Source organism: Blastococcus saxobsidens (assembly GCF_002938435.1).
Classification (GTDB): domain Bacteria; phylum Actinomycetota; class Actinomycetes; order Mycobacteriales; family Geodermatophilaceae; genus Blastococcus; species Blastococcus saxobsidens.
The window spans coordinates 126,508-143,878 of sequence record NZ_POQT01000002.1 but is presented as its reverse complement, the minus strand read 5'-3'; the positions used below and the strand labels follow the sequence as shown (position 1 = coordinate 143,878).

At 73.8% G+C, this 17,371-nt stretch carries 19 protein-coding genes; 14 read left to right on the top strand and 5 right to left on the bottom strand.

Annotated elements, in window-relative coordinates; genetic code table 11:
• Positions 1-21: 21 nt before the first annotated feature.
• Genes dnaJ through C5507_RS01990 form a run of 3 tightly spaced genes read left to right on the top strand, consistent with a single transcriptional unit; the run spans position 22 to position 2,191 of the window.
• A complete protein-coding gene (gene dnaJ, locus C5507_RS02000; RefSeq protein WP_104526860.1) occupies positions 22-1,236 on the top strand; it encodes a molecular chaperone DnaJ in 1,215 nt (404 codons plus the stop codon).
• Positions 1,233-1,685: a heat shock protein transcriptional repressor HspR gene (locus tag C5507_RS01995; RefSeq protein ID WP_104526859.1), complete on the top strand. Its 453-nt coding sequence runs from the start codon at positions 1,233-1,235 to the stop codon at positions 1,683-1,685. Before dnaJ ends, C5507_RS01995 begins: the two co-directional genes overlap by 4 nt.
• Before the next feature lie 11 nt (positions 1,686-1,696).
• Positions 1,697-2,191, top strand: coding sequence for a MarR family winged helix-turn-helix transcriptional regulator (locus tag C5507_RS01990; RefSeq protein ID WP_104526858.1), 495 nt, complete (start codon positions 1,697-1,699; stop codon positions 2,189-2,191).
• 159 nt (positions 2,192-2,350) lie between these two features.
• Here the strand turns inward: C5507_RS01990 and C5507_RS01985 are convergent, their stop codons facing one another.
• Positions 2,351-2,788, bottom strand: coding sequence for an OsmC family protein (locus tag C5507_RS01985; RefSeq protein ID WP_104526857.1), 438 nt, complete (start codon positions 2,786-2,788; stop codon positions 2,351-2,353).
• 107 nt (positions 2,789-2,895) lie between these two features.
• Positions 2,896-3,348, bottom strand: coding sequence for a MarR family winged helix-turn-helix transcriptional regulator (locus C5507_RS01980; protein WP_104526856.1), 453 nt, complete (start codon positions 3,346-3,348; stop codon positions 2,896-2,898).
• Between the two features lie 222 nt (positions 3,349-3,570).
• Here C5507_RS01980 and clpB point away from each other — a divergent pair, with 222 nt between their 5' ends.
• Positions 3,571-6,153 carry an ATP-dependent chaperone ClpB gene (clpB, locus tag C5507_RS01975; protein WP_104526855.1) on the top strand — a complete coding sequence of 861 codons (2,583 nt, stop codon included), beginning with the start codon at positions 3,571-3,573 and terminating at the stop codon, positions 6,151-6,153.
• A gap of 135 nt (positions 6,154-6,288) precedes the next feature.
• The gene (locus tag C5507_RS01970) at positions 6,289-7,086 is read left to right on the top strand and encodes a hypothetical protein (protein WP_104526854.1); all 798 of its coding nucleotides are present in this window, start codon (positions 6,289-6,291) and stop codon (positions 7,084-7,086) included.
• A gap of 9 nt (positions 7,087-7,095) precedes the next feature.
• Here C5507_RS01970 and C5507_RS01965 read toward each other — a convergent pair whose 3' ends face one another.
• Positions 7,096-7,551, bottom strand: a complete 456-nt coding sequence (locus tag C5507_RS01965; protein ID WP_130504275.1) for a hypothetical protein — start codon at positions 7,549-7,551, stop codon at positions 7,096-7,098.
• Positions 7,552-7,667: 116 nt separating this feature from the next.
• Between C5507_RS01965 and C5507_RS01960 the strand changes: the two genes are divergently transcribed.
• The 9 genes from C5507_RS01960 (at position 7,668) to C5507_RS22595 (ending at position 15,374) form a co-directional block, all read left to right on the top strand.
• Positions 7,668-9,359, top strand: a complete 1,692-nt coding sequence (locus C5507_RS01960; protein WP_104526936.1) for a molybdopterin-dependent oxidoreductase — start codon at positions 7,668-7,670, stop codon at positions 9,357-9,359.
• 142 nt (positions 9,360-9,501) lie between these two features.
• The gene (locus C5507_RS01955) at positions 9,502-10,164 is read left to right on the top strand and encodes a fasciclin domain-containing protein (protein ID WP_104526852.1); all 663 of its coding nucleotides are present in this window, start codon (positions 9,502-9,504) and stop codon (positions 10,162-10,164) included.
• Positions 10,165-10,271: 107 nt separating this feature from the next.
• Positions 10,272-10,826: an orotate phosphoribosyltransferase gene (gene pyrE / locus C5507_RS01950; RefSeq protein ID WP_207225857.1), complete on the top strand. Its 555-nt coding sequence runs from the start codon at positions 10,272-10,274 to the stop codon at positions 10,824-10,826.
• 119 nt (positions 10,827-10,945) lie between these two features.
• Complete coding sequence (locus C5507_RS01945; protein ID WP_242611204.1) at positions 10,946-11,500, top strand: FAD-linked oxidase C-terminal domain-containing protein; 555 nt, start codon at positions 10,946-10,948, stop codon at positions 11,498-11,500.
• Complete coding sequence (locus C5507_RS01940) at positions 11,497-12,849, top strand: FAD-dependent oxidoreductase (RefSeq protein WP_104526851.1); 1,353 nt, start codon at positions 11,497-11,499, stop codon at positions 12,847-12,849. The genes C5507_RS01945 and C5507_RS01940 overlap by 4 nt, the downstream gene beginning before the upstream one ends.
• A gap of 3 nt (positions 12,850-12,852) precedes the next feature.
• Positions 12,853-13,551 (top strand): pentapeptide repeat-containing protein, encoded by a 699-nt coding sequence (locus tag C5507_RS01935; RefSeq protein WP_104526850.1) that lies wholly within the window; start codon positions 12,853-12,855, stop codon positions 13,549-13,551.
• A gap of 57 nt (positions 13,552-13,608) precedes the next feature.
• Complete coding sequence (gene fbaA, locus C5507_RS01930; protein ID WP_104526849.1) at positions 13,609-14,643, top strand: class II fructose-bisphosphate aldolase; 1,035 nt, start codon at positions 13,609-13,611, stop codon at positions 14,641-14,643.
• Positions 14,601-15,068: a DUF3151 domain-containing protein gene (locus tag C5507_RS01925; protein WP_242611203.1), complete on the top strand. Its 468-nt coding sequence runs from the start codon at positions 14,601-14,603 to the stop codon at positions 15,066-15,068. Before fbaA ends, C5507_RS01925 begins: the two co-directional genes overlap by 43 nt.
• 162 nt (positions 15,069-15,230) lie before the next feature.
• Positions 15,231-15,374 carry a GPGG-motif small membrane protein gene (locus tag C5507_RS22595; RefSeq protein WP_165400468.1) on the top strand — a complete coding sequence of 48 codons (144 nt, stop codon included), beginning with the start codon at positions 15,231-15,233 and terminating at the stop codon, positions 15,372-15,374.
• Between the two features lie 37 nt (positions 15,375-15,411).
• Here the strand turns inward: C5507_RS22595 and C5507_RS01920 are convergent, their stop codons facing one another.
• Together C5507_RS01920 and C5507_RS01915 are read right to left on the bottom strand one after the other, a co-directional pair.
• Positions 15,412-16,251, bottom strand: coding sequence for an ATP-binding cassette domain-containing protein (locus C5507_RS01920; RefSeq protein ID WP_242611202.1), 840 nt, complete (start codon positions 16,249-16,251; stop codon positions 15,412-15,414).
• Positions 16,248-17,306, bottom strand: coding sequence for an ABC transporter permease (locus C5507_RS01915; protein WP_104526847.1), 1,059 nt, complete (start codon positions 17,304-17,306; stop codon positions 16,248-16,250). Before C5507_RS01915 ends, C5507_RS01920 begins: the two co-directional genes overlap by 4 nt.
• Positions 17,307-17,371: the final 65 nt, after the last annotated feature.

Genomic DNA, 17,371 nt, shown 5'->3' with positions numbered 1-17,371 from the left:
TTCCACACTGGAGGTGGGTCGATGAGCACCCGTGACTTCATCGAGAAGGACTACTACGGCGCGCTCGGCGTCCCTCAGGACGCCGACGCGGCCGCCATCAAGAAGGCCTACCGGCAGCTCGCCCGGGACCTGCACCCGGACAAGAACCCGAACAACGCCGAGGCGGAAGCCCGCTTCAAGGAGGTCTCCGAGGCCTACGACGTGCTCTCCGATCCCAGGCGGCGCGGTGAGTACGACGAGGCGCGGCGGTTGTTCGGGGCCGGCGGCGCGGGAGCCCGCGCCGGGTTCCCGGGCGGGGGAGGGTTCCCCGGCGGCGGGCAGACCTTCGACTTCGGCGACCTGTTCGGCGGAGCCGGGGGAGCCCGTGCGGGAGGTGCCGGTCCGGGCGCCGGGGGGCTCGGCGACATCCTCGGCGGGCTGTTCGGTGGCGCGGCCGGCGGTGCGCGGGCCCGCAGCCAGGCGGCGTCCGGACCGGCGCGCGGTCAGGACGTCGAGACCGAGGCGACGCTCTCCTTCGAGGAGGCCGTCCTCGGCGTGACCGTGCCGCTGCGCATGCAGAGCCCGGGCAGCTGCCCGACGTGCTCGGGCAGCGGTGCGAGGCCCGGCACCAGCCCGCACACCTGCCCGGTGTGCTCCGGCGCCGGGGTCACCAGCCGCAGCCAGGGGGCGTTCGCGTTCTCCGAGCCGTGCCGCAACTGCCGCGGCAGCGGTCAGGTCGTGGACGACCCGTGCCCGACGTGCTCGGGCAGCGGCATCACCAGCCAGACCCGCACGATCACCGTCCGCATCCCCGCCGGGGTGAAGGACGGGCAACGGATCCGGCTGTCCGGCAAGGGGGCTCCCGGACGGCGCGGCGGGCCGGCGGGCGACCTGTTCGTCGTCGTCCACGTCGCCGAACACCCGCTGCTCGGGCGCAAGGGCGACGACCTGACGCTGACGGTGCCCATCACCTTCGCCGAGGCTGCGCTGGGCACCACGCTCACCGTGCCGACGCTCGACGGGACGGTGTCGCTCAAGGTCCCGGCCGGGACCGCCAGCGGCCGCACCCTGCGGGTGCGCGGGCGGGGTGTACCCGGCAAGGGGCGCGCCGGTGACCTCCTCGTCACCGTCGAGATCGCCGTACCGGTGCGGCTGACGCCGGCTCAGCGCAAGGTCATCGAGACGCTGGCCGAGGAGATGGACGAGGACCCGCGTCCGCAGATCACCGCGGCGGTGCGCCCCGGGGGTGAGGCATGACCGCGTTCCCCGGGGGTCCCGCCGCCGACGCGGGCCGCGCCGTCGCCGAGGACGCCCCGGTGTTCGTGATCTCGGTGGCGGCCGAGCTGGCCGGCATGCACGCGCAGACGCTGCGCCAGTACGACCGGCTCGGGCTGGTCAGCCCCGGCCGCACGGCCGGCGGGGGCCGCCGGTACAGCCCGCGGGACGTCGCGCTGCTGCGGGAGGTCCAGCGCCTCTCCCAGGAGGACGGCGTCAACCTGGCCGGGATCAAGCGGATCATCGAGCTGGAGTCGCAGGTGGCGGCGCTCCAGGCGCGGGTGCACGAGCTGCTCGAGGAACTGCAGCACTCCGAGAGCCGCCGGATCGCCGCGGAGGCCGCGGTGTCGGCCACGTACCGCGCCGACCTGGTGCCGCAGCGGCGGCCGAGCTCCGCGCTCGTGGTCTGGCGTCCGGGCGCCGGGCGGTGAATGCTCCCCCGATGGACGCGCACGAGGCATACGTCGCCCTGGAGCGGGAGATCGGCCTGCTCCTGCGTCGCTCCCGCGCCATCTCCACCCGGCTGGCGCGCGAGCTGCACCCCGACCTCGACGGGGCGGCGTACGGGCTGCTGGCCCTCCTCCAGGACGCCGGTCCGTTGCGGGCCAGCGACCTGGTGGTCCGGCTCGGCCTGGACAAGAGCACGGTCAGCAGGCAGGTCTCCAGCCTCGTGGAGCTCGGGCTGGTCGACCGCGCGGCCGATCCCGAGGACGGCCGGGCGCAGGTGCTGACGCCGTCGCACGAGGGCGCGGCCCGGCTGAACCGGATCCGGGACGCCCGGCGGGCCCGGTGGGAGTCCGACCTCTCCGGCTGGCCGACGGACGACGTCGCGACGCTGGCCGGGTTGCTGGACCGGCTCAACCGGCTCGGCGAGGCCCGTGAGACCGAGCGCAGGGAGACCGAGGGCAAGGAGGCCGGGGTTCCCGAGCAGGCGTGACCGCGCACACGTGCGCCGGGAGCCGTGGGTGACGACGTCCGGGACGGCGACGTGATGGGGCGGGCGGCGGGGCGGCGTCCGCTGATCCGGCACCTCTGGACCGGTTGCGGCCCGTCCCCGCCTGGGGACGGGCCGCACCGTCGTGTCACCGGCCGGGTGTCACTGTTCCAGCGACGCGTCCAGGGTGATCTCGGTACCGGTCAGCGCCTTGCTCACCGGGCAGCCGGTCTTCGCCTTCTGGGCCGCCTCCTGGAAGCCGTCGGCGTCCAGGCCCTCGACCTCGCCGCGGACGGTCAGCTTGATCCCCGTGATCGTCGGTGCCCCGTCCTGCTGGCCGAGCGTGACGTCGGCGGAGACCTCCAGCGTCTGCGGGGTGCCGCCGGCCTTGCCGATCTCGCTGGACAGCGCCATCGCGAAGCAGGCCGAGTGGGCCGCCGCGATCAGTTCCTCGGGGCTGGTCGTGCCCCCGGCCTCGTCGGCGGCGCGCTTGGGGAAGGACACCTCGTAGGTGCCGACCTTGGAGCTGGAGAGCTCGACCTGTCCGGAACCCTCCTGGAGGGTGCCGTTCCAAGCCGTGCGGGCGCTGCGAGTGGGCATGTTGCCTCTTCCGGACCGTGGCCCGCCCCCCTGTTCGGGCGGGGCCTGTGGGCAGCTCCTACCCGGAAGGGTTGCGCACTACCGTCCGGATCGGCGGATGTCGCCGATCAGGCCTGCGCGGTGCCGTTCACGCGCTCGGTGAGCAGTCGCAGCCGGCTCTTGAGGTCGTCGAACTCCCGGGCGTCGAAGCCGATGGCGCCGATCATCTCTTCGTTGACGGCGATCGCCTTCCGCTGGAGCGCGCGGCCGGCGTCGGTGAGGGCGATGGAGACCGAGCGCTCGTCCTCGACCCGCCGGTGACGCGTGACCAGGCCGGCCGCCGTCAGCCGCTTGAGCAGCGGGGACAGCGTGCCGCTGTCGAGCGCCAGCCGGTTGCCGAGCTGCCCGACGGTCTGGTTGTCGGACTCCCAGAGCAGCAGCATGACCAGGTACTGCGGGTAGGTGAGCCCGATGGCGTCGAGCATCGGCCGGTATCGCGCCGTCACGGCGCGGGAGGCGGCGTACAGGGCGAAGCACAGCTGGTCGTCGAGCGCCACGCTCGGCGCCGGCAGTGCGGTCATACCCGCAGTCTAGGGGGAGTTGCGCCCCACGCCGGGACAGGTGGGCCTCTTTCTCGCCCGGTGGGGTCGGATGCGGCAGGGTGGTGCGCCCCTGGGCGGATCCGGGCGGGGCCGGCAGGGTTGAGCGGAACAGACTCAACCCGACCGTCGTTGGACCGTCCGAACCGCGCCGACCACGGCCGGACGGCGCACCGGAACAGACGAAAGGACGTGCGTCCGAGCATGGAGAACAAGCTCACGACCCGTTCGCAGGAGGCCATCGCCGGCGCCCAGCGCCTCGCCGTCGGCCGGGGTCAGGCGGCACTGGAGCCGCTGCACCTGCTCGTCGCCCTGCTGGAGCAGACCGACGGCATCGCCGGCCCGCTGCTGACCGCGGTCGGGGCCGACCCGGTCGACGTCCGCAGCAAGGCCGACGCGGCCCTGCGCCGGATGCCCAGCGTCAGCGGTGCCACCGTGTCGGCACCCTCCCCCTCGCGCGAGTTCCTCCGCGTGATCAACGCCGCGGGGGAGCAGGCGAGCGCACTCGGGGACGAGTACGTCTCCACCGAGCACCTGCTCGTCGGCCTGGCCGGCTCCGAGGGCGAGGCCGGTGCGGTGCTCAGCGGCTCCGGCGCCACCTCCGACGCCCTCGTGGCGGCCTTCCGGACCGTCCGCGGCAACCGCAAGGTCACCACCGCGGACCCGGAGAGCACTTTCCAGGCGCTGGAGAAGTACGCCGTCGACCTCACCGAGCGTGCCCGCGAGGGGAGGATCGACCCGGTCATCGGCCGGGACACCGAGATCCGGCGCGTCGTGCAGGTGCTGTCCCGCCGGACGAAGAACAACCCGGTGCTGATCGGCGAGCCCGGCGTCGGCAAGACGGCGATCGTCGAGGGCCTGGCCCAGCGGATCGTCGCCGGCGACGTGCCGGAGAGCCTCAAGGGCAAGCGCCTGATGGCGCTCGACCTGTCCGCCATGGTGGCCGGGGCCAAGTACCGCGGCGAGTTCGAGGAGCGGCTCAAGGCGGTGCTGCAGGAGATCACCGAGGCCGAGGGCCAGGTCATCACCTTCATCGACGAGCTGCACACGATCGTCGGCGCCGGTGCCACCGGCGACTCCGCCATGGACGCCGGCAACATGATCAAGCCGATGCTCGCGCGGGGTGAGCTGCGCATGGTCGGCGCCACGACGCTGGACGAGTACCGCGAGCACATCGAGAAGGACCCGGCCCTGGAGCGGCGTTTCCAGCAGGTGCTGGTCGGCGAGCCCTCGGTGGAGGACACCATCGGCATCCTGCGCGGGCTCAAGGAGCGCTACGAGGTCCACCACGGTGTCCGGATCACCGACACCGCGATCGTGGCGGCTGCGACGCTGTCGGACCGGTACGTCACGTCCCGCTTCCTGCCGGACAAGGCGATCGACCTGGTCGACGAGGCGGCGAGCCGGCTGCGCATGGAGATCGACAGCCGCCCGGTCGAGGTCGACGAGGTGGAGCGGGCCGTGCGCCGGCTGGAGATCGAGGAGATGGCGCTGTCCAAGGAGGACGACCCGTCGTCGGTCGAGCGGCTGGCGGCGCTGCGGGCCGATCTGGCCGACCGCCGCCAGCAGCTCGACGAGCTCACCGCGCGCTGGCAGCAGGACAAGAGCGCGATCGTCCGCATCCAGCAGATCAAGGAGGAGCTGGAACGGGCCCGGCTGGACGCCGAGCGGGCCGAGCGCGATGGCGAGCTCGCCCGGGCCGCGGAGCTCCGCTACGGCCGGCTGCCCGAGCTGGAGAAGGCCCTGGCCTCGGCGGAGCAGTCGGTGCAGACCGGTGAGTCGATGCTCAAGGAGGAGGTCGGCCCGGACGACATCGCCGAGGTCGTGCAGGCCTGGACCGGCATCCCGGCCGGCCGGCTGCTCGAGGGGGAGACCCAGAAGCTGCTGCGCATGGAGGACGGTCTCGCCGGACGGGTCGTCGGTCAGCCCGACGCCGTCCGGACCGTCTCCGACGCGGTGCGCCGTGCCCGCTCCGGCGTGGCCGACCCGGACCGGCCCACCGGCTCCTTCCTCTTCCTCGGTCCGACCGGCGTCGGCAAGACCGAGCTGGCCAAGGCGCTGGCGGAGTTCCTGTTCGACGACGAGCGGGCGATGGTCCGCGTCGACATGAGCGAGTACTCCGAGAAGCACTCGGTGGCCCGGCTCGTCGGCGCCCCGCCCGGCTACGTCGGCTACGAGGCCGGCGGTCAGCTCACCGAGGCGGTGCGCCGCCGTCCCTACACCGTCGTCCTGCTCGACGAGGTGGAGAAGGCCCACCCCGACGTCTTCGACGTGCTCCTGCAGGTGCTCGACGACGGCCGGCTCACCGACGGGCAGGGCCGGACGGTGGACTTCCGCAACACCATCCTGATCCTGACGTCGAACCTGGGCTCGCAGATCATCGCCGACCAGTCGGTGCCGGAGGACCGGCGCCGGGACGCCGTCCTGGAGGTCGTGCGGTCGCACTTCAAGCCGGAGTTCCTCAACCGGCTGGACGACGTCGTGGTGTTCCGCGCGCTGGGCACCGACGAGCTGGCGGGGATCGTGGACATCCAGGTCGGCGTCCTCGCCCGTCGCCTGGCGGCCCGGCGGCTCACCCTGACGGTGACCGACGCCGCGCGCGAGTGGCTGGCGCTCAACGGGTTCGACCCCGTTTACGGCGCCCGGCCACTGCGCCGGCTGGTGCAGTCGGCCATCGGCGACCAGCTGGCCCGGGCGCTGCTGGCCGGCGAGATCCGCGACGGCGACGAGGTGCTCGTCGACTGGCCGGGCGGGGACGCCGACGGCCTCACCGTCACCCGGGCGTGAGCCGGAGGCGCGCCCTGCCGGCGCGCGACGGACCGGCAGGGCGCGCCGCCCGATGAGGTGGCGTTGCGCGCCCTGCTCGCTCGCGTCGGTCCGGTCCGCCATGATCGCGGCGACGGACCGATGAGCGGAGGCGGGATGACGGCGGGTCAGGACGACCAGCACGGGCAGCAGCAGGGGCAGCCGCACGGCGGGCAGCCGGGCGGTCAGCCGCCGGCCTGGCCCCCGGCTCCGCAGGGTCAGCAGCCCGGCCAGCAGCAGCCCGGTCCCCAGCAGCCGGGGCAGCCGCCGTACGGCTGGGCGCCCCCCGGGCAGCAGCCGCCCGCGCAGAACCCCTACGGCCAGCAGCCCCACGGCCAGAACCCCTACGGCCAGCAGCCCCACGGCCAGAACCCCTACGCGTTCCCCAGCGCGCCCTCGGGCGCGCCCGGCTGGGGAGCCGAGGCCCCGAAGCCGATGGAGCGCCCGGTGACCGTCCGCGCCGGGGTGGGCGCGTTCCTGGCTTCGCTGGTCCTCAGTGCCGTGGGCGCCGTCGTGACGCTCCTCAACTGGGAGGAGATGCTCGACTGGACGCTGGCCGAGGCCACCACCGAGGGCGGCATCGGCGTCACCCAGGCAGAGGTGGAGCAGTTCGCCGAGCTCACCCTGCAGTTCGGCATCGCCTTCGGCGTGCTCATGCTGCTGCTCGAGGCGTTGTTCGTCTGGTTCGCCTGGCGCGGCCGGAACTGGGCCCGGATCGTGCTCTGGGTGCTCGGCGGGCTGGTGCTGCTCAGCGCGCCGCTCAACGCCGTCTCCAGCGGACCGCTGCCGTTCGTGACGGCACTGACCTGGTTCCAGGTGCTGCTTACCCTGGCCGGGGTCGTGCTGCTGGCGCTCAAGCCCTCCAACGACTGGTACCGCTACCGCAAGTGGCAGTACGCCACCGGTCAGGGCTGAGGTCCGGGCTCAGCCGGCCGCCAGCCACTCCCGCGTCGTCCGGGACAGCAGGCTGGCGGCCGTCGCCACGGCGAGCACGAACAGCAGCAACGACACGACGGTGATCCCGCCGGCGGTCAGCATCGTGGTGCTCACCAGCCCGGCCAGGACGACGGCGGCGACCACCCCGACCCAGCGCCCCCACGAGTGCCGCTTCGCCACGCCCCAGGCCGACACCCCGAAGAGCAGGCCCATGACCAGCGGGGCGGAGGTGTTGATGACCAGGAATCGCTCGGCCTCGTCCCGGGTGAGCCCCGAGTCGGTGAGCGCCTCGATCAGCCCGTCGCGCCCCAGCCAGGTGACCGTCACGTAGAGCAGCAGCAGGACGGCGAGCGTCGACAGCAGGGCGATGGCGACCCGGACCGACGGGGGCGACTGGGGCAGCGCCCCGGGGCCCACGGGACGGGGAGCGGAGGAGGCCGGCACCCGCCCAGCCTGGCAGACCGGGGCGCCGCCGGGCAGGCGGGCCGCGGAGCCCGGTGGAAGAAAATGCGCCCGGGTGAATCCGGATGCCGCCCAGGGCGCGAATGCCAGTCGTGACCATGACCGAGCAGGCGCGACCGACCCCCTCCGGGGACGGGCGCAGCACCGCGAGCCGCGGCGGCCGCCGGCTGCTCGCCGCGCTGGCGGGCCTGCTGGCCGCGGCGGTCGCGCTCGGGATCGCCGAGCTGGTCGCGGCGCTCGTGGGACCGGCATCCTCCCCGGTCGTGGCCGTCGGCGACGCCGCGATCACCCTCACCCCGGAACCGGTCAAGAGCTTCGCCATCCGCACCTTCGGCGAGAACGACAAGATCGTGCTGATCCTCGGCACGCTGGTCGTCATCGCCCTGTACGCGCTCGTCATCGGGCTGGTCGGGCTGCGCAACCGGCGGCTGGGCGTCGTCGGCATCGCGCTGTTCGGTCTGGTCGGCGTCGTCGCCGCCCTCACCCGCCCGGCCGGTGGCGTCCTGGACGGCCTGCCCTCGCTCGTCGGCGCCGTCGCCGGTGCGTTCGCGCTGCTCGCGCTGCTCGCACCGCTGCAGCTCCCAGCTCCCGCCGGGGCCACCAGCGGTCCTGCGACAGCCCGCGACGCGGACGCCGCGCCCGTCGCGGTGGACCGCGACGGCCTCGCCGGCCGGCTGCGCGACGCGCTCGGCGCCGGGGACCGCAAGGGCGCCGGCATGGACCGGCGGCGCTTCTTCCTCAGCAGCGGGGTCGCCGTCGGCGTGGCCGCCGTCGCCGGTGGGGGAGGCCGCCTCCTGCAGCAGCGCTTCGACGTCGCCGGTGAGCGCAGCGACCTGGTCCTGCCGCGTCCGGCGTCCCCGGCGCCGGCCCTGCCGGCCGGTGCCGACCTCGCAGCCGACGTGGACGGGCTCACCCCGCTGTTCACGCCCAACCGCGAGTTCTACCGCGTCGACACCGCGATCACGGTGCCCCAGATCAGCCCGTCGGACTACCGGCTGACGCTGACCGGCATGTTCGACTCGCCCCGGTCCTACACGCTCGACGACCTGTTCGGCCGCGACGACCTGATCGAGCGCGACGTCACGCTCACCTGCGTCTCCAACGAGGTCGGCGGCCGGCTCGCGGGCACGGCGCGCTGGCTGGGTGTGCCCCTGGGCGCCTTCCTCCGCGAGAACGGTGTCCGCGACGGCAGCGACCAGCTGGTGTGCACCTCCTCCGACGGCATGACCATCGGTGCCCCCACGCGCTCCGCCCTCGAGGTCGACGACGCGATGCTGGCCTTCGGGATGAACGGGGAGCCGCTGCCGGTCGAGCACGGCTTCCCGGTCCGCATGCTGATCCCCGGCCTCTACGGCTACGTCTCGGCCTGCAAGTGGCTCACCCGCATCGAGGCGACGACGTTCGCCGCCTTCGACCCGTATTGGGTGGAGCGCGACTGGGCCGCCCAGGCGCCGATCAAGGTGTTCTCCCGGATCGACACCCCTGCGCCGCTGCGGGCCTTCCCGGCCGGCCGGCGGCCCATCGCCGGCGTCGCGTGGGCGCAGACCCGCGGCATCTCGCGCGTCGAGGTGCGGGTCGACGACCAGGACTGGACCGAGGCCGACCTCTCGCCCCAGGTCGACGCCGACCTGTGGCGTCAGTGGGTGCTGCCCTACGACTTCGCTCCCGGCCGGCACGAGGTGACCGTCCGGGCCACCAGCGCCGACGGCGAGACCCAGACCGAGGAGCGGGCCAGACCGAAGCCCGACGGCGCCAGCGGCTGGCACTCGATCCAGGTGATCAGCCGCTGATCACTCGTCCGGCCGCCTGCCGGACACCCGAGACCCGTCCCGGCCACCGCCGGCGACGAACCAACCGGCCGCTCCCGCGGCCGGAGCGCCACCCCGAACGCGACACCGCCGTCGCACGGACCTAGAAGAGGAGCACCATCCCATGAAGCGCACCCTGAGCCGCAGCCTGCTGATCACCGCTGCCTCGAGCCTCGCCATCACGCTCAGCGCCTGTGGTGCGGACGAGCCGTCCGACAGCGCCGCCTCCTCGAGCCCGAGCAGCGGCAGCAGCTCCACGGCCGAGGAGTCCACCGCGGCGCCGGTGGCGGACGGGCCCTTCGGCCCGGCCTGCTCTCAGGTGCCCACCGAGGGCGAAGGCAGCGTCGACGGCATGGCCGACGACCCGGTCGCCACCGCCGCCAGCAACAACCCGCTGCTGTCCACCCTGGTGCAGGCCGTGACCGCCGCCGACCTGGGTGACACCCTCAACAGCACCGAGGACATCACCGTTCTGGCCCCGGCCAACCCGGCGTTCGAGGCGGTCCCGGCCGACGCGCTGCAGGGTCTGCTGGCCGACACCCCGGCGCTGACCACCGTGCTGACCCACCACGTCATCCCGGGTCGCCTGGCCCCCGACGAGCTGGCCGGCACGCACACCACGCTGAACAACGACGAGGTGACGATCGAGGGCTCCGGTGAGGAGTTCACCATCGCCATGGACGGCACCGTCGTCGGCATGGAGGCCTCGGTGATCTGCGGCAACGTCCAGACCGCCAACGCCACCGTCTACATCATCGACCAGGTCCTCAAGCCTGCCGGTATGTGATCCCCGCCCCTCCTGCACGCGGGAGGGGGCGGCCGCAGGGCCCCCGTCGGACACCCGTCCGGCGGGGGCCCTGCGGCGTGTCCAGGGTCGTGTCTAGGGTTCCGGCCATGACGGCTTCGCCTGCCCTGCCCGACCGCGACCGGCTCCTCCAGCTGATCCTCGACCTGGCCGTGGTGCACGGGAAGGTGACGCTGTCCTCGGGGCGCGAGGCGGACTGGTACATCGACATGCGCCGCCTGACGCTGCACCACGAGGGCGCCCCGCTGGTCGGCCGGGTGATGCGCCAGCTGACCGGCGATCTGCGCTACGACGTCGTCGGCGGCCTCACCCTGGGGGCCGATCCGGTGGCCGCCGCGATGCTGCACGCGGCAGCCGCCGGCGAGGGGTTCCTCGACGCCTGCGTGGTGCGCAAGGCCGGCAAGGCCCACGGCCTGCAGCGCCGGATCGAGGGCCCGGACGTCGACGGCCGCGCCGTCCTGGTGGTCGAGGACGTCTCCACCACCGGCGGCAGCCCGCTCACCGCGGCGCAGGCCCTCCAGGAGGCCGGCGCCGAGGTGATCGGTGTCGCGGTGATCGTCGACCGCGGCGGCCGCGCGGCGGTCGAGGAGTCGGGCCTCGAGTACCGCGCCGCCTTCACCCTCGCCGACCTCGGCCTCGAGTGAACTGCTCGATGATCAGGTGACCTGGTCATCGAGGGTCCTGGCTCAGGACCGGTGGTGAGCCAGGACCGCGGACGACCAGGTCACCTGATCATCCGCCCGGGAGGCCGTACGGTGTGACGGTGACCACGACGACGGCGACGTGGGTGGCCGAGCTGACCGACGCGGTGGGTGCCGACGGCGTCCTCACCGACGTCGACGTCACCGCCTCCTACGACCGCGACCAGGCGATGCTCGCGCCGGCCGGCACGCCCGCGGCCGTGGTGTTCCCGCGCCGCACCGACGACGTCGTCGCGGTGCCGCGCTCGCGCATCGGGCAGTTCCTCGACGGCTGCGACCGCATCGCGGAGGACCGCGGGCTCGTGGTGGGCGTCGTCGGCCACGCCGGCGACGGCAACATGCACCCCACGGTCGTGTTCGACCCGGCCGACGACGACCAGCGCACGCGCGCGTTCGGCGCGTTCGACGACATCCTGGAGCTGGGGTTGGCCCCGGGCGGCACGACCACCGGCGAGCACGGCGTGGGGGTGCTCAAGGTCGACTGGCTGGAGCGGGAGATCGGGCCGGTCGCACTGGACGTGCACCGCTCGATCAAGGCCGCGCTCGACCCCGCCGGGCTGCTCAACCCCGGCACGGTGTTCCGCGCCGGACCGCGGACTGCGCCGCCGGCGCCATGAGCAGGGAACGGTTCCTCGTCATCGGAGGGGACGCCGCGGGGATGTCCGCGGCCGCCCAGGCCCGGCGGCTCAGGGCGGCCGACGACCTGGAGATCGTCGTGCTGGAGCAGGGTGACGTCGTCTCCTACTCGGCGTGCGGCATCCCGTACTGGGTCGGCGGGCAGGTGGAGGAACGGGACGCGCTCATCGCCCGGACGCCGGCGCAGTTCGCCGCCCGGGACATCACCGTGCACACCCGCACCCGCGCGGTCGAGATCGACGCAGGCGCCGGGAAGGTCGTCACGGACACCGGCGAGCGGCTCGGCTACGACCGCCTGCTCGTGGCCACCGGGGGCCGTCCTAGCCGCCCGCCGATCCCGGGACTGGACGCCCCGGGGGTGTTCGGCGTGCACCGGCTCGACGACGGCGCCGCCATCCGGGCCGCCCTGGACGCCGGCCCCCGCCGCGCCCTGGTCCTCGGTGGCGGCTACATCGGGCTGGAGATGGCGGAGGCGCTGCAGCGGCGCGGGCTCGAGGTCACCGTCGTCCTCGCCGACCCGCTGCCGATGCAGCTGCTCGACGCGGACATGGCCGCGCGGGTCTGCGCCGGCATGGGCGCCATGGGCATGGAGATGCACCCCGACCAGGCGGTCCGCGAGGTCCTGGTGGACGAGTCCGGCCGGGCGCGCGGGGTGCGCACCGATGCCGGCAGCTACGACGCCGACCTGATCGTCCTCGGGCTGGGCATGGGGCCGGAGGTGGCGCTGGCCGAGCGGGCCGGCATCGGCCTCGGCACCACCGGGGCCATCGACGTCGACCGCACCCAGCGCACCCGGTCGCACCCCGAGGTCTACGCCGCCGGCGACTGCTCGCAGACGTTCCACCGGGTCACCGGCGAGGTCACCCACGTCGCGCTGGGCACCCATGCGAACAAGCAGGGCCGGGTGGCCGGCTCGGTCGTCGGCGGGCGGGCGGCGCGCTTCGCCGGGGTGCTGGGGACCGCGCTGACCAAGGTGGGGGAGCTGGAGATCGGCCGTACCGGGCTGTGCACCACCGAGGCCGAGCAGGCGGGATTCGACTACTGCACCGACACCATCGAGGCGACGACGAGAGCCGGCTACTACCCCGGCGCGGAGGAGGTCGCGATCAAACTCCTCAGCGAGGCCGGGTCGGGGCGGCTGCTCGGCGCCCAGATCGTCGGCGGCCCCGGGTCGGGCAAGCGGATCGACGTGCTCGCCGCCGCCATCTGGGCGGGCATGACCGCCGAGGACCTCGCCGGCTCCGACCTCTCCTACGCGCCGCCGTTCTCGCCGACCTACGACCCGGTGGTGGTGGCGGCGCGGGTGGTCAGCCGCATCGAGCAGGGCTGACGCGTGACCCCGCGCGCGCTCCCGGCCACCGCGACCGACCTCCGCGGCGCCGACTGGTACGGCGCGGACCTCTCCGGCCAGGACCACACGGGCGTGGCCCTCAGCGGCGTCGACCTCACGGAGGCGACCGGCGCCGGCGTCGTCTTCACCGACTGCACGTTCCACGACTGCCGGTTCAACCTCGCCGGATTCACCGACGCCGCTTTCGTGAACTGCACCTTCACCGGCTGCTCGTTCTTCGCCGCCACCCTCGCCGACTGCAAGCTCGTGGGCGCGGTGTTCGACCGGTGCTCCTTCGACCAGCTGACCGTCACCGGCGGGGACTGGTCGTTCGCCACCCTCCCCGGCGCCGATCTCCGCCGGGCGACCTTCACGGGCGTGCGGCTGCGCGAGGCGGATCTCACCAGGGTGCACGCCGCCGGGGCAGCCCTGCGCGACGTCGACCTCTCCGGAGCGGAACTCCACGAGGCCGACCTCACCGGCGCGGACCTGCGCGGCAGCGACCTGTCCGCGCTCGATCCCCGGGAGGCCCGGCTCTCCGGCGCCCGGATCGACCTCGCGCAGGCGGTGGTGCTGGTGACCGCGCTCGGCCTGCGCGTCGGGGACGACGCGAGTGAGCAGCCGGGGGAGGGGCGGCTGTCGCCCGGACGGGGTGCGCCGCGGCAGGTGGTGTCGCGGCGTCACGGCCCGGCGGGATACTGATCACCGACGTCAGCCGTACAGCGCCGTACAGCCGCAACCGATGCGAGGAGTGCCCGCATGCCCATCGCGACCCCTGAGGTCTACGCCGACATGATCCGCCGGGCCAAGGAGGGCGGCTTCGCCTACCCGGCGATCAACTGCACCTCCTCGGAGACGATCAACGCGGCCTTGCGCGGCTTCGCCGACGCCGGCAGCGACGGGATCATCCAGTTCTCGACCGGGGGTGCGGAGTTCGGCTCGGGCACCCGGGTCAAGGACATGGTCACCGGCGCGGTCGCGCTGGCCGAGTTCGCGCACGTCGTCGCCGAGAAGTACCCGGTCAACGTCGCGCTGCACACCGACCACTGCCCCAAGGACAAGCTGGACGGGTACGTCCGCCCGCTGATCGCGCTGTCGAAGGACCGCGTCGACGCCGGCCAGGAGCCGCTGTTCCAGTCGCACATGTGGGACGGCTCGGCCATCGAGCTCGGCGAGAACCTCGACATCGCCGAGGAGCTGATGGAGAAGTCGGCGGCGGCCAAGATCGTCCTCGAGCTGGAGATAGGCATCGTCGGCGGCGAGGAGGACGGCGTCGTCGCCGAGATCAACGAGAAGCTGTACACCGCCGACGGCGACTTCCTGCGCACCGCGCAGCAGCTGGGTCTGGGCGAGCGCGGGGTATACCTGCTGGCCGCCACCTTCGGCAACGTGCACGGCGTCTACAAGCCCGGCAACGTCAAGCTCCGGCCCGACGTGCTGCAGCGCGGTCAGGCGCTGGTTGCCGAGGAGTTCGGTCTCGGCGAGGGGGCCAAGCCGTTCAACCTGGTCTTCCACGGGGGCTCCGGCTCGGCGCCCGAGGAGATCCGCGAGGCGCTGTCCTACGGCGTGGTGAAGATGAACGTCGACACCGACACCCAGTACGCCTTCACCCGGCCCATCGCCGGCCACATGTTCAGCAACTACGACGGCGTGCTGAAGATCGACGGCGAGGTCGGCAACAAGAAGACCTACGACCCGCGCAGCTACCTCAAGGCCGCCGAGACGGGCATGGCCGCCCGCATCGTCCAGGCGTGCGAGGACCTGCTGTCGGCCGGTCAGTCGACGGGCGGCTGACCATGTCGCACTCCCACCACAACCTCCTCGGCGAGCCGCCGCCCACCCTCCTGCCGGCCACCCCCGAGGCCGACGCCGAGCTCGCCGAGGGTGCCACGCTGGCCGAGGTCGCGGCGCACCACCCGACGGTGAGCGCGGTCTGGGCGGGGCTCGCCGAGGAGGCGCTGCACCGCACCGAGCGCGCGCTCGGCGACACGATCCAGGCCTACGCCTACGCCCGCACCGGGTACCACCGCGGGCTGGACGCGCTGCGCCGCAACGGGTGGAAGGGCTACGGCCCGGTGCCGTGGTCGCACGAGCCCAACCGCGGGTTCCTCCGCTGCGTCACGGTGCTCGCGGCGGCCGCCGAGGCCATCGGGGAGACCGGCGAGCACGAGCGCTGCATCCAGCTGCTGCGCGACTGCGACCCGACGCTCGCTCCCTGACGTTCACCATCGGTAACGGGCGGTCCGCTCCGGCGGGCCGCCCGTTCGTGCCTCACCAGCCCTTTCGCCGACGTGCGCGATCATGGTTTGAGATCATGACGTGACGGTCATCACACAGCGTGCACGGCGCCGGTCGGGCGCCCCGCTGAAGGGGACGTACTCATGGTGACCTTGTTGTGGATCCTGGCCGTGGTCCTGGTGATCGCAGGGATCGTCGCGATCGTCCGCGGCCAGCTGCTGTGGGGGATCGTGCTCATCGTGGTCGGGCTGCTCGTCGGCCCGGGCGGGGTGAGCGTCTTCGCCTGACCGCGCCCCGGGTCCCCGTTGCGGCGGCACCCGGGGCTCAGCGGTCCCCCAGCTCCGGGTGGAGCTCGGTGAGTGCGTCGGTGAGCGTGGTCAGCTGCTCGCCGCCCGCCATGAGCGCGGTGAGGTCGTCGGCGTCGACGTCGTCCCGGGTCAGGCTGCCGGCCACCTGGCCGTGTGCGAGGAGGAGGAAGCGGTCGCCGATGAGGTGGGCGTAGCGCGGGTTGTTGGTGACGACGACGACCGCCAGCCCCTGTGCCCGTGCGGCCAGCACCGCCTGCCCGAACAGCGTCTGGCGGGCGACCGTCATCGGCGTGACCGGCTCGTCGATGACCAGCGCCCGGGCCCCGAAGTGCAGCGCGCGGGCGACGGCGAGGCTCTGCCGCTCACCGGCCTGCAGGGAGCTGGCCGGCTGGTCCGGGTCCAGCCCGGAGATCCCGACCCGCGCCAGGGCGCGCACCGTCGTCTGCCGGGCCCCTGCGATGTCGAGCCGGCGCAGCGGCCACACCCCGCGCGTGGGTTCCACGCCGAGGAAGAAGTTCCGCCACACCGACAGCAGCGGCGCGACGGCGAGGTCCTGCCAGACGGTGGCGATGCCCAGGTCGCGGGCCTGCCGGGCCGACCGGAACCGCACCGGGACGCCGTCCACCCGCAGCTCGCCCTCGTCGTACCGCTGCAGGCCCGAGAGCACCGAGACCAGCGTCGACTTGCCCGACCCGTTCTCGCCCAGCACGCAGGTGATCCGGCCCCCCGGCAGGGCGGCGCTGACCCGGTTGAGCGCCGGCACGTTCCCGTGGCGCACCGTGATCCCGCGCAGCTCCAGGACCGGGTGGGCCGCAGCCGTCGGGGTGGCGTCCTCGGAGGCCGGCACGCCGCTCACGACCGCGGCCTGGCCTTGAGCCGGCGGCGGACGACGCCGTTGGTCAGCAGGGCCACCAGCAGCACCGCACCCAGGAAGACCTGGAACCACCGGGGGTCCCACCCGGCCAGCGTGATCCCCTGCCGCGCGACGGCGTACAGCAGCGCGCCCACGGCGGCGCCCACGGCGGAGCCGTAGCCCCCGGTGAGCAGGCAGCCGCCGATGACCGCGACGATCACGAAGTCCAGGCCGGTGCCCAGGCCTGCGTTGCTGAGCTGGACGCTCTCCAGCCGGAACAGGCCGAGCGTGCCGATGAGCCAGCCGGCCGTGGCGGTGAGGCAGAACAGCGCCACGGTCGTGCGGCGCACCGGGACCCCCAGCTCGCGGGCGGCCTGCCGTGCCCCGCCGGCGGCGAACACGGCGTTGCCGAACCGGGTGCGCCACAGCGCCCAGGTGGCCAGCGCGGTGGCGCCCAGCCACCACAGCAGCGCGACGTGGAAGCGGCCCGCGCCGATCTCGGCGAACGAGCCGAACACCGCGGCGGCCGACGACCAGCCCTGCGCGGAGTCCAGTCCCCGCACCTGCGTCGAGCCGGCGAACGCCTCGAAGCCGGCGAGCGCAGTGCCCTGCAGCACCAGGAACGTCGCGACGGTGACCAGGAAGCTCGGCAGGCCGGTGTTGACCACCAGGACGCCGTTGACGACGCCGACCAGCAGTGCCGCGAGCAACGACGCGGTCAGCGCGGGCCACACCGGCCAGCCGCCCGGGCCGATGAGCAGCGCGGAGAGCAACGAGCTGGCCAGGGCCATCACGCCGACCGAGAGGTCGAACTGCCCGGCGATGAGGAGCAGGGCCACCGCGACCGCGCCGATGCCCAGGCTCGCGGCGACGTCCAGCACGGTGGCCAGTCCGCCGACGGTGCGCAGCGCGGGCGCCTGCAGGCTGAAGAAGGCGACGACCACCACGAGCCCGACCGCGGCGGGAAGGCTCGGGCGGGCCAGCGCCCGCGTCAGGAAGCGGCGGTCGGAGGACCCGGCTGCGCGGACGGTCCCGAAGGCGGGCAGGCGGTCGCTCATCACCGGCGGGGCGCCCCGGTGGGGCGGCGGGACGTCGGCAGCGGGGCCTCCTCGGCGAGCGGATG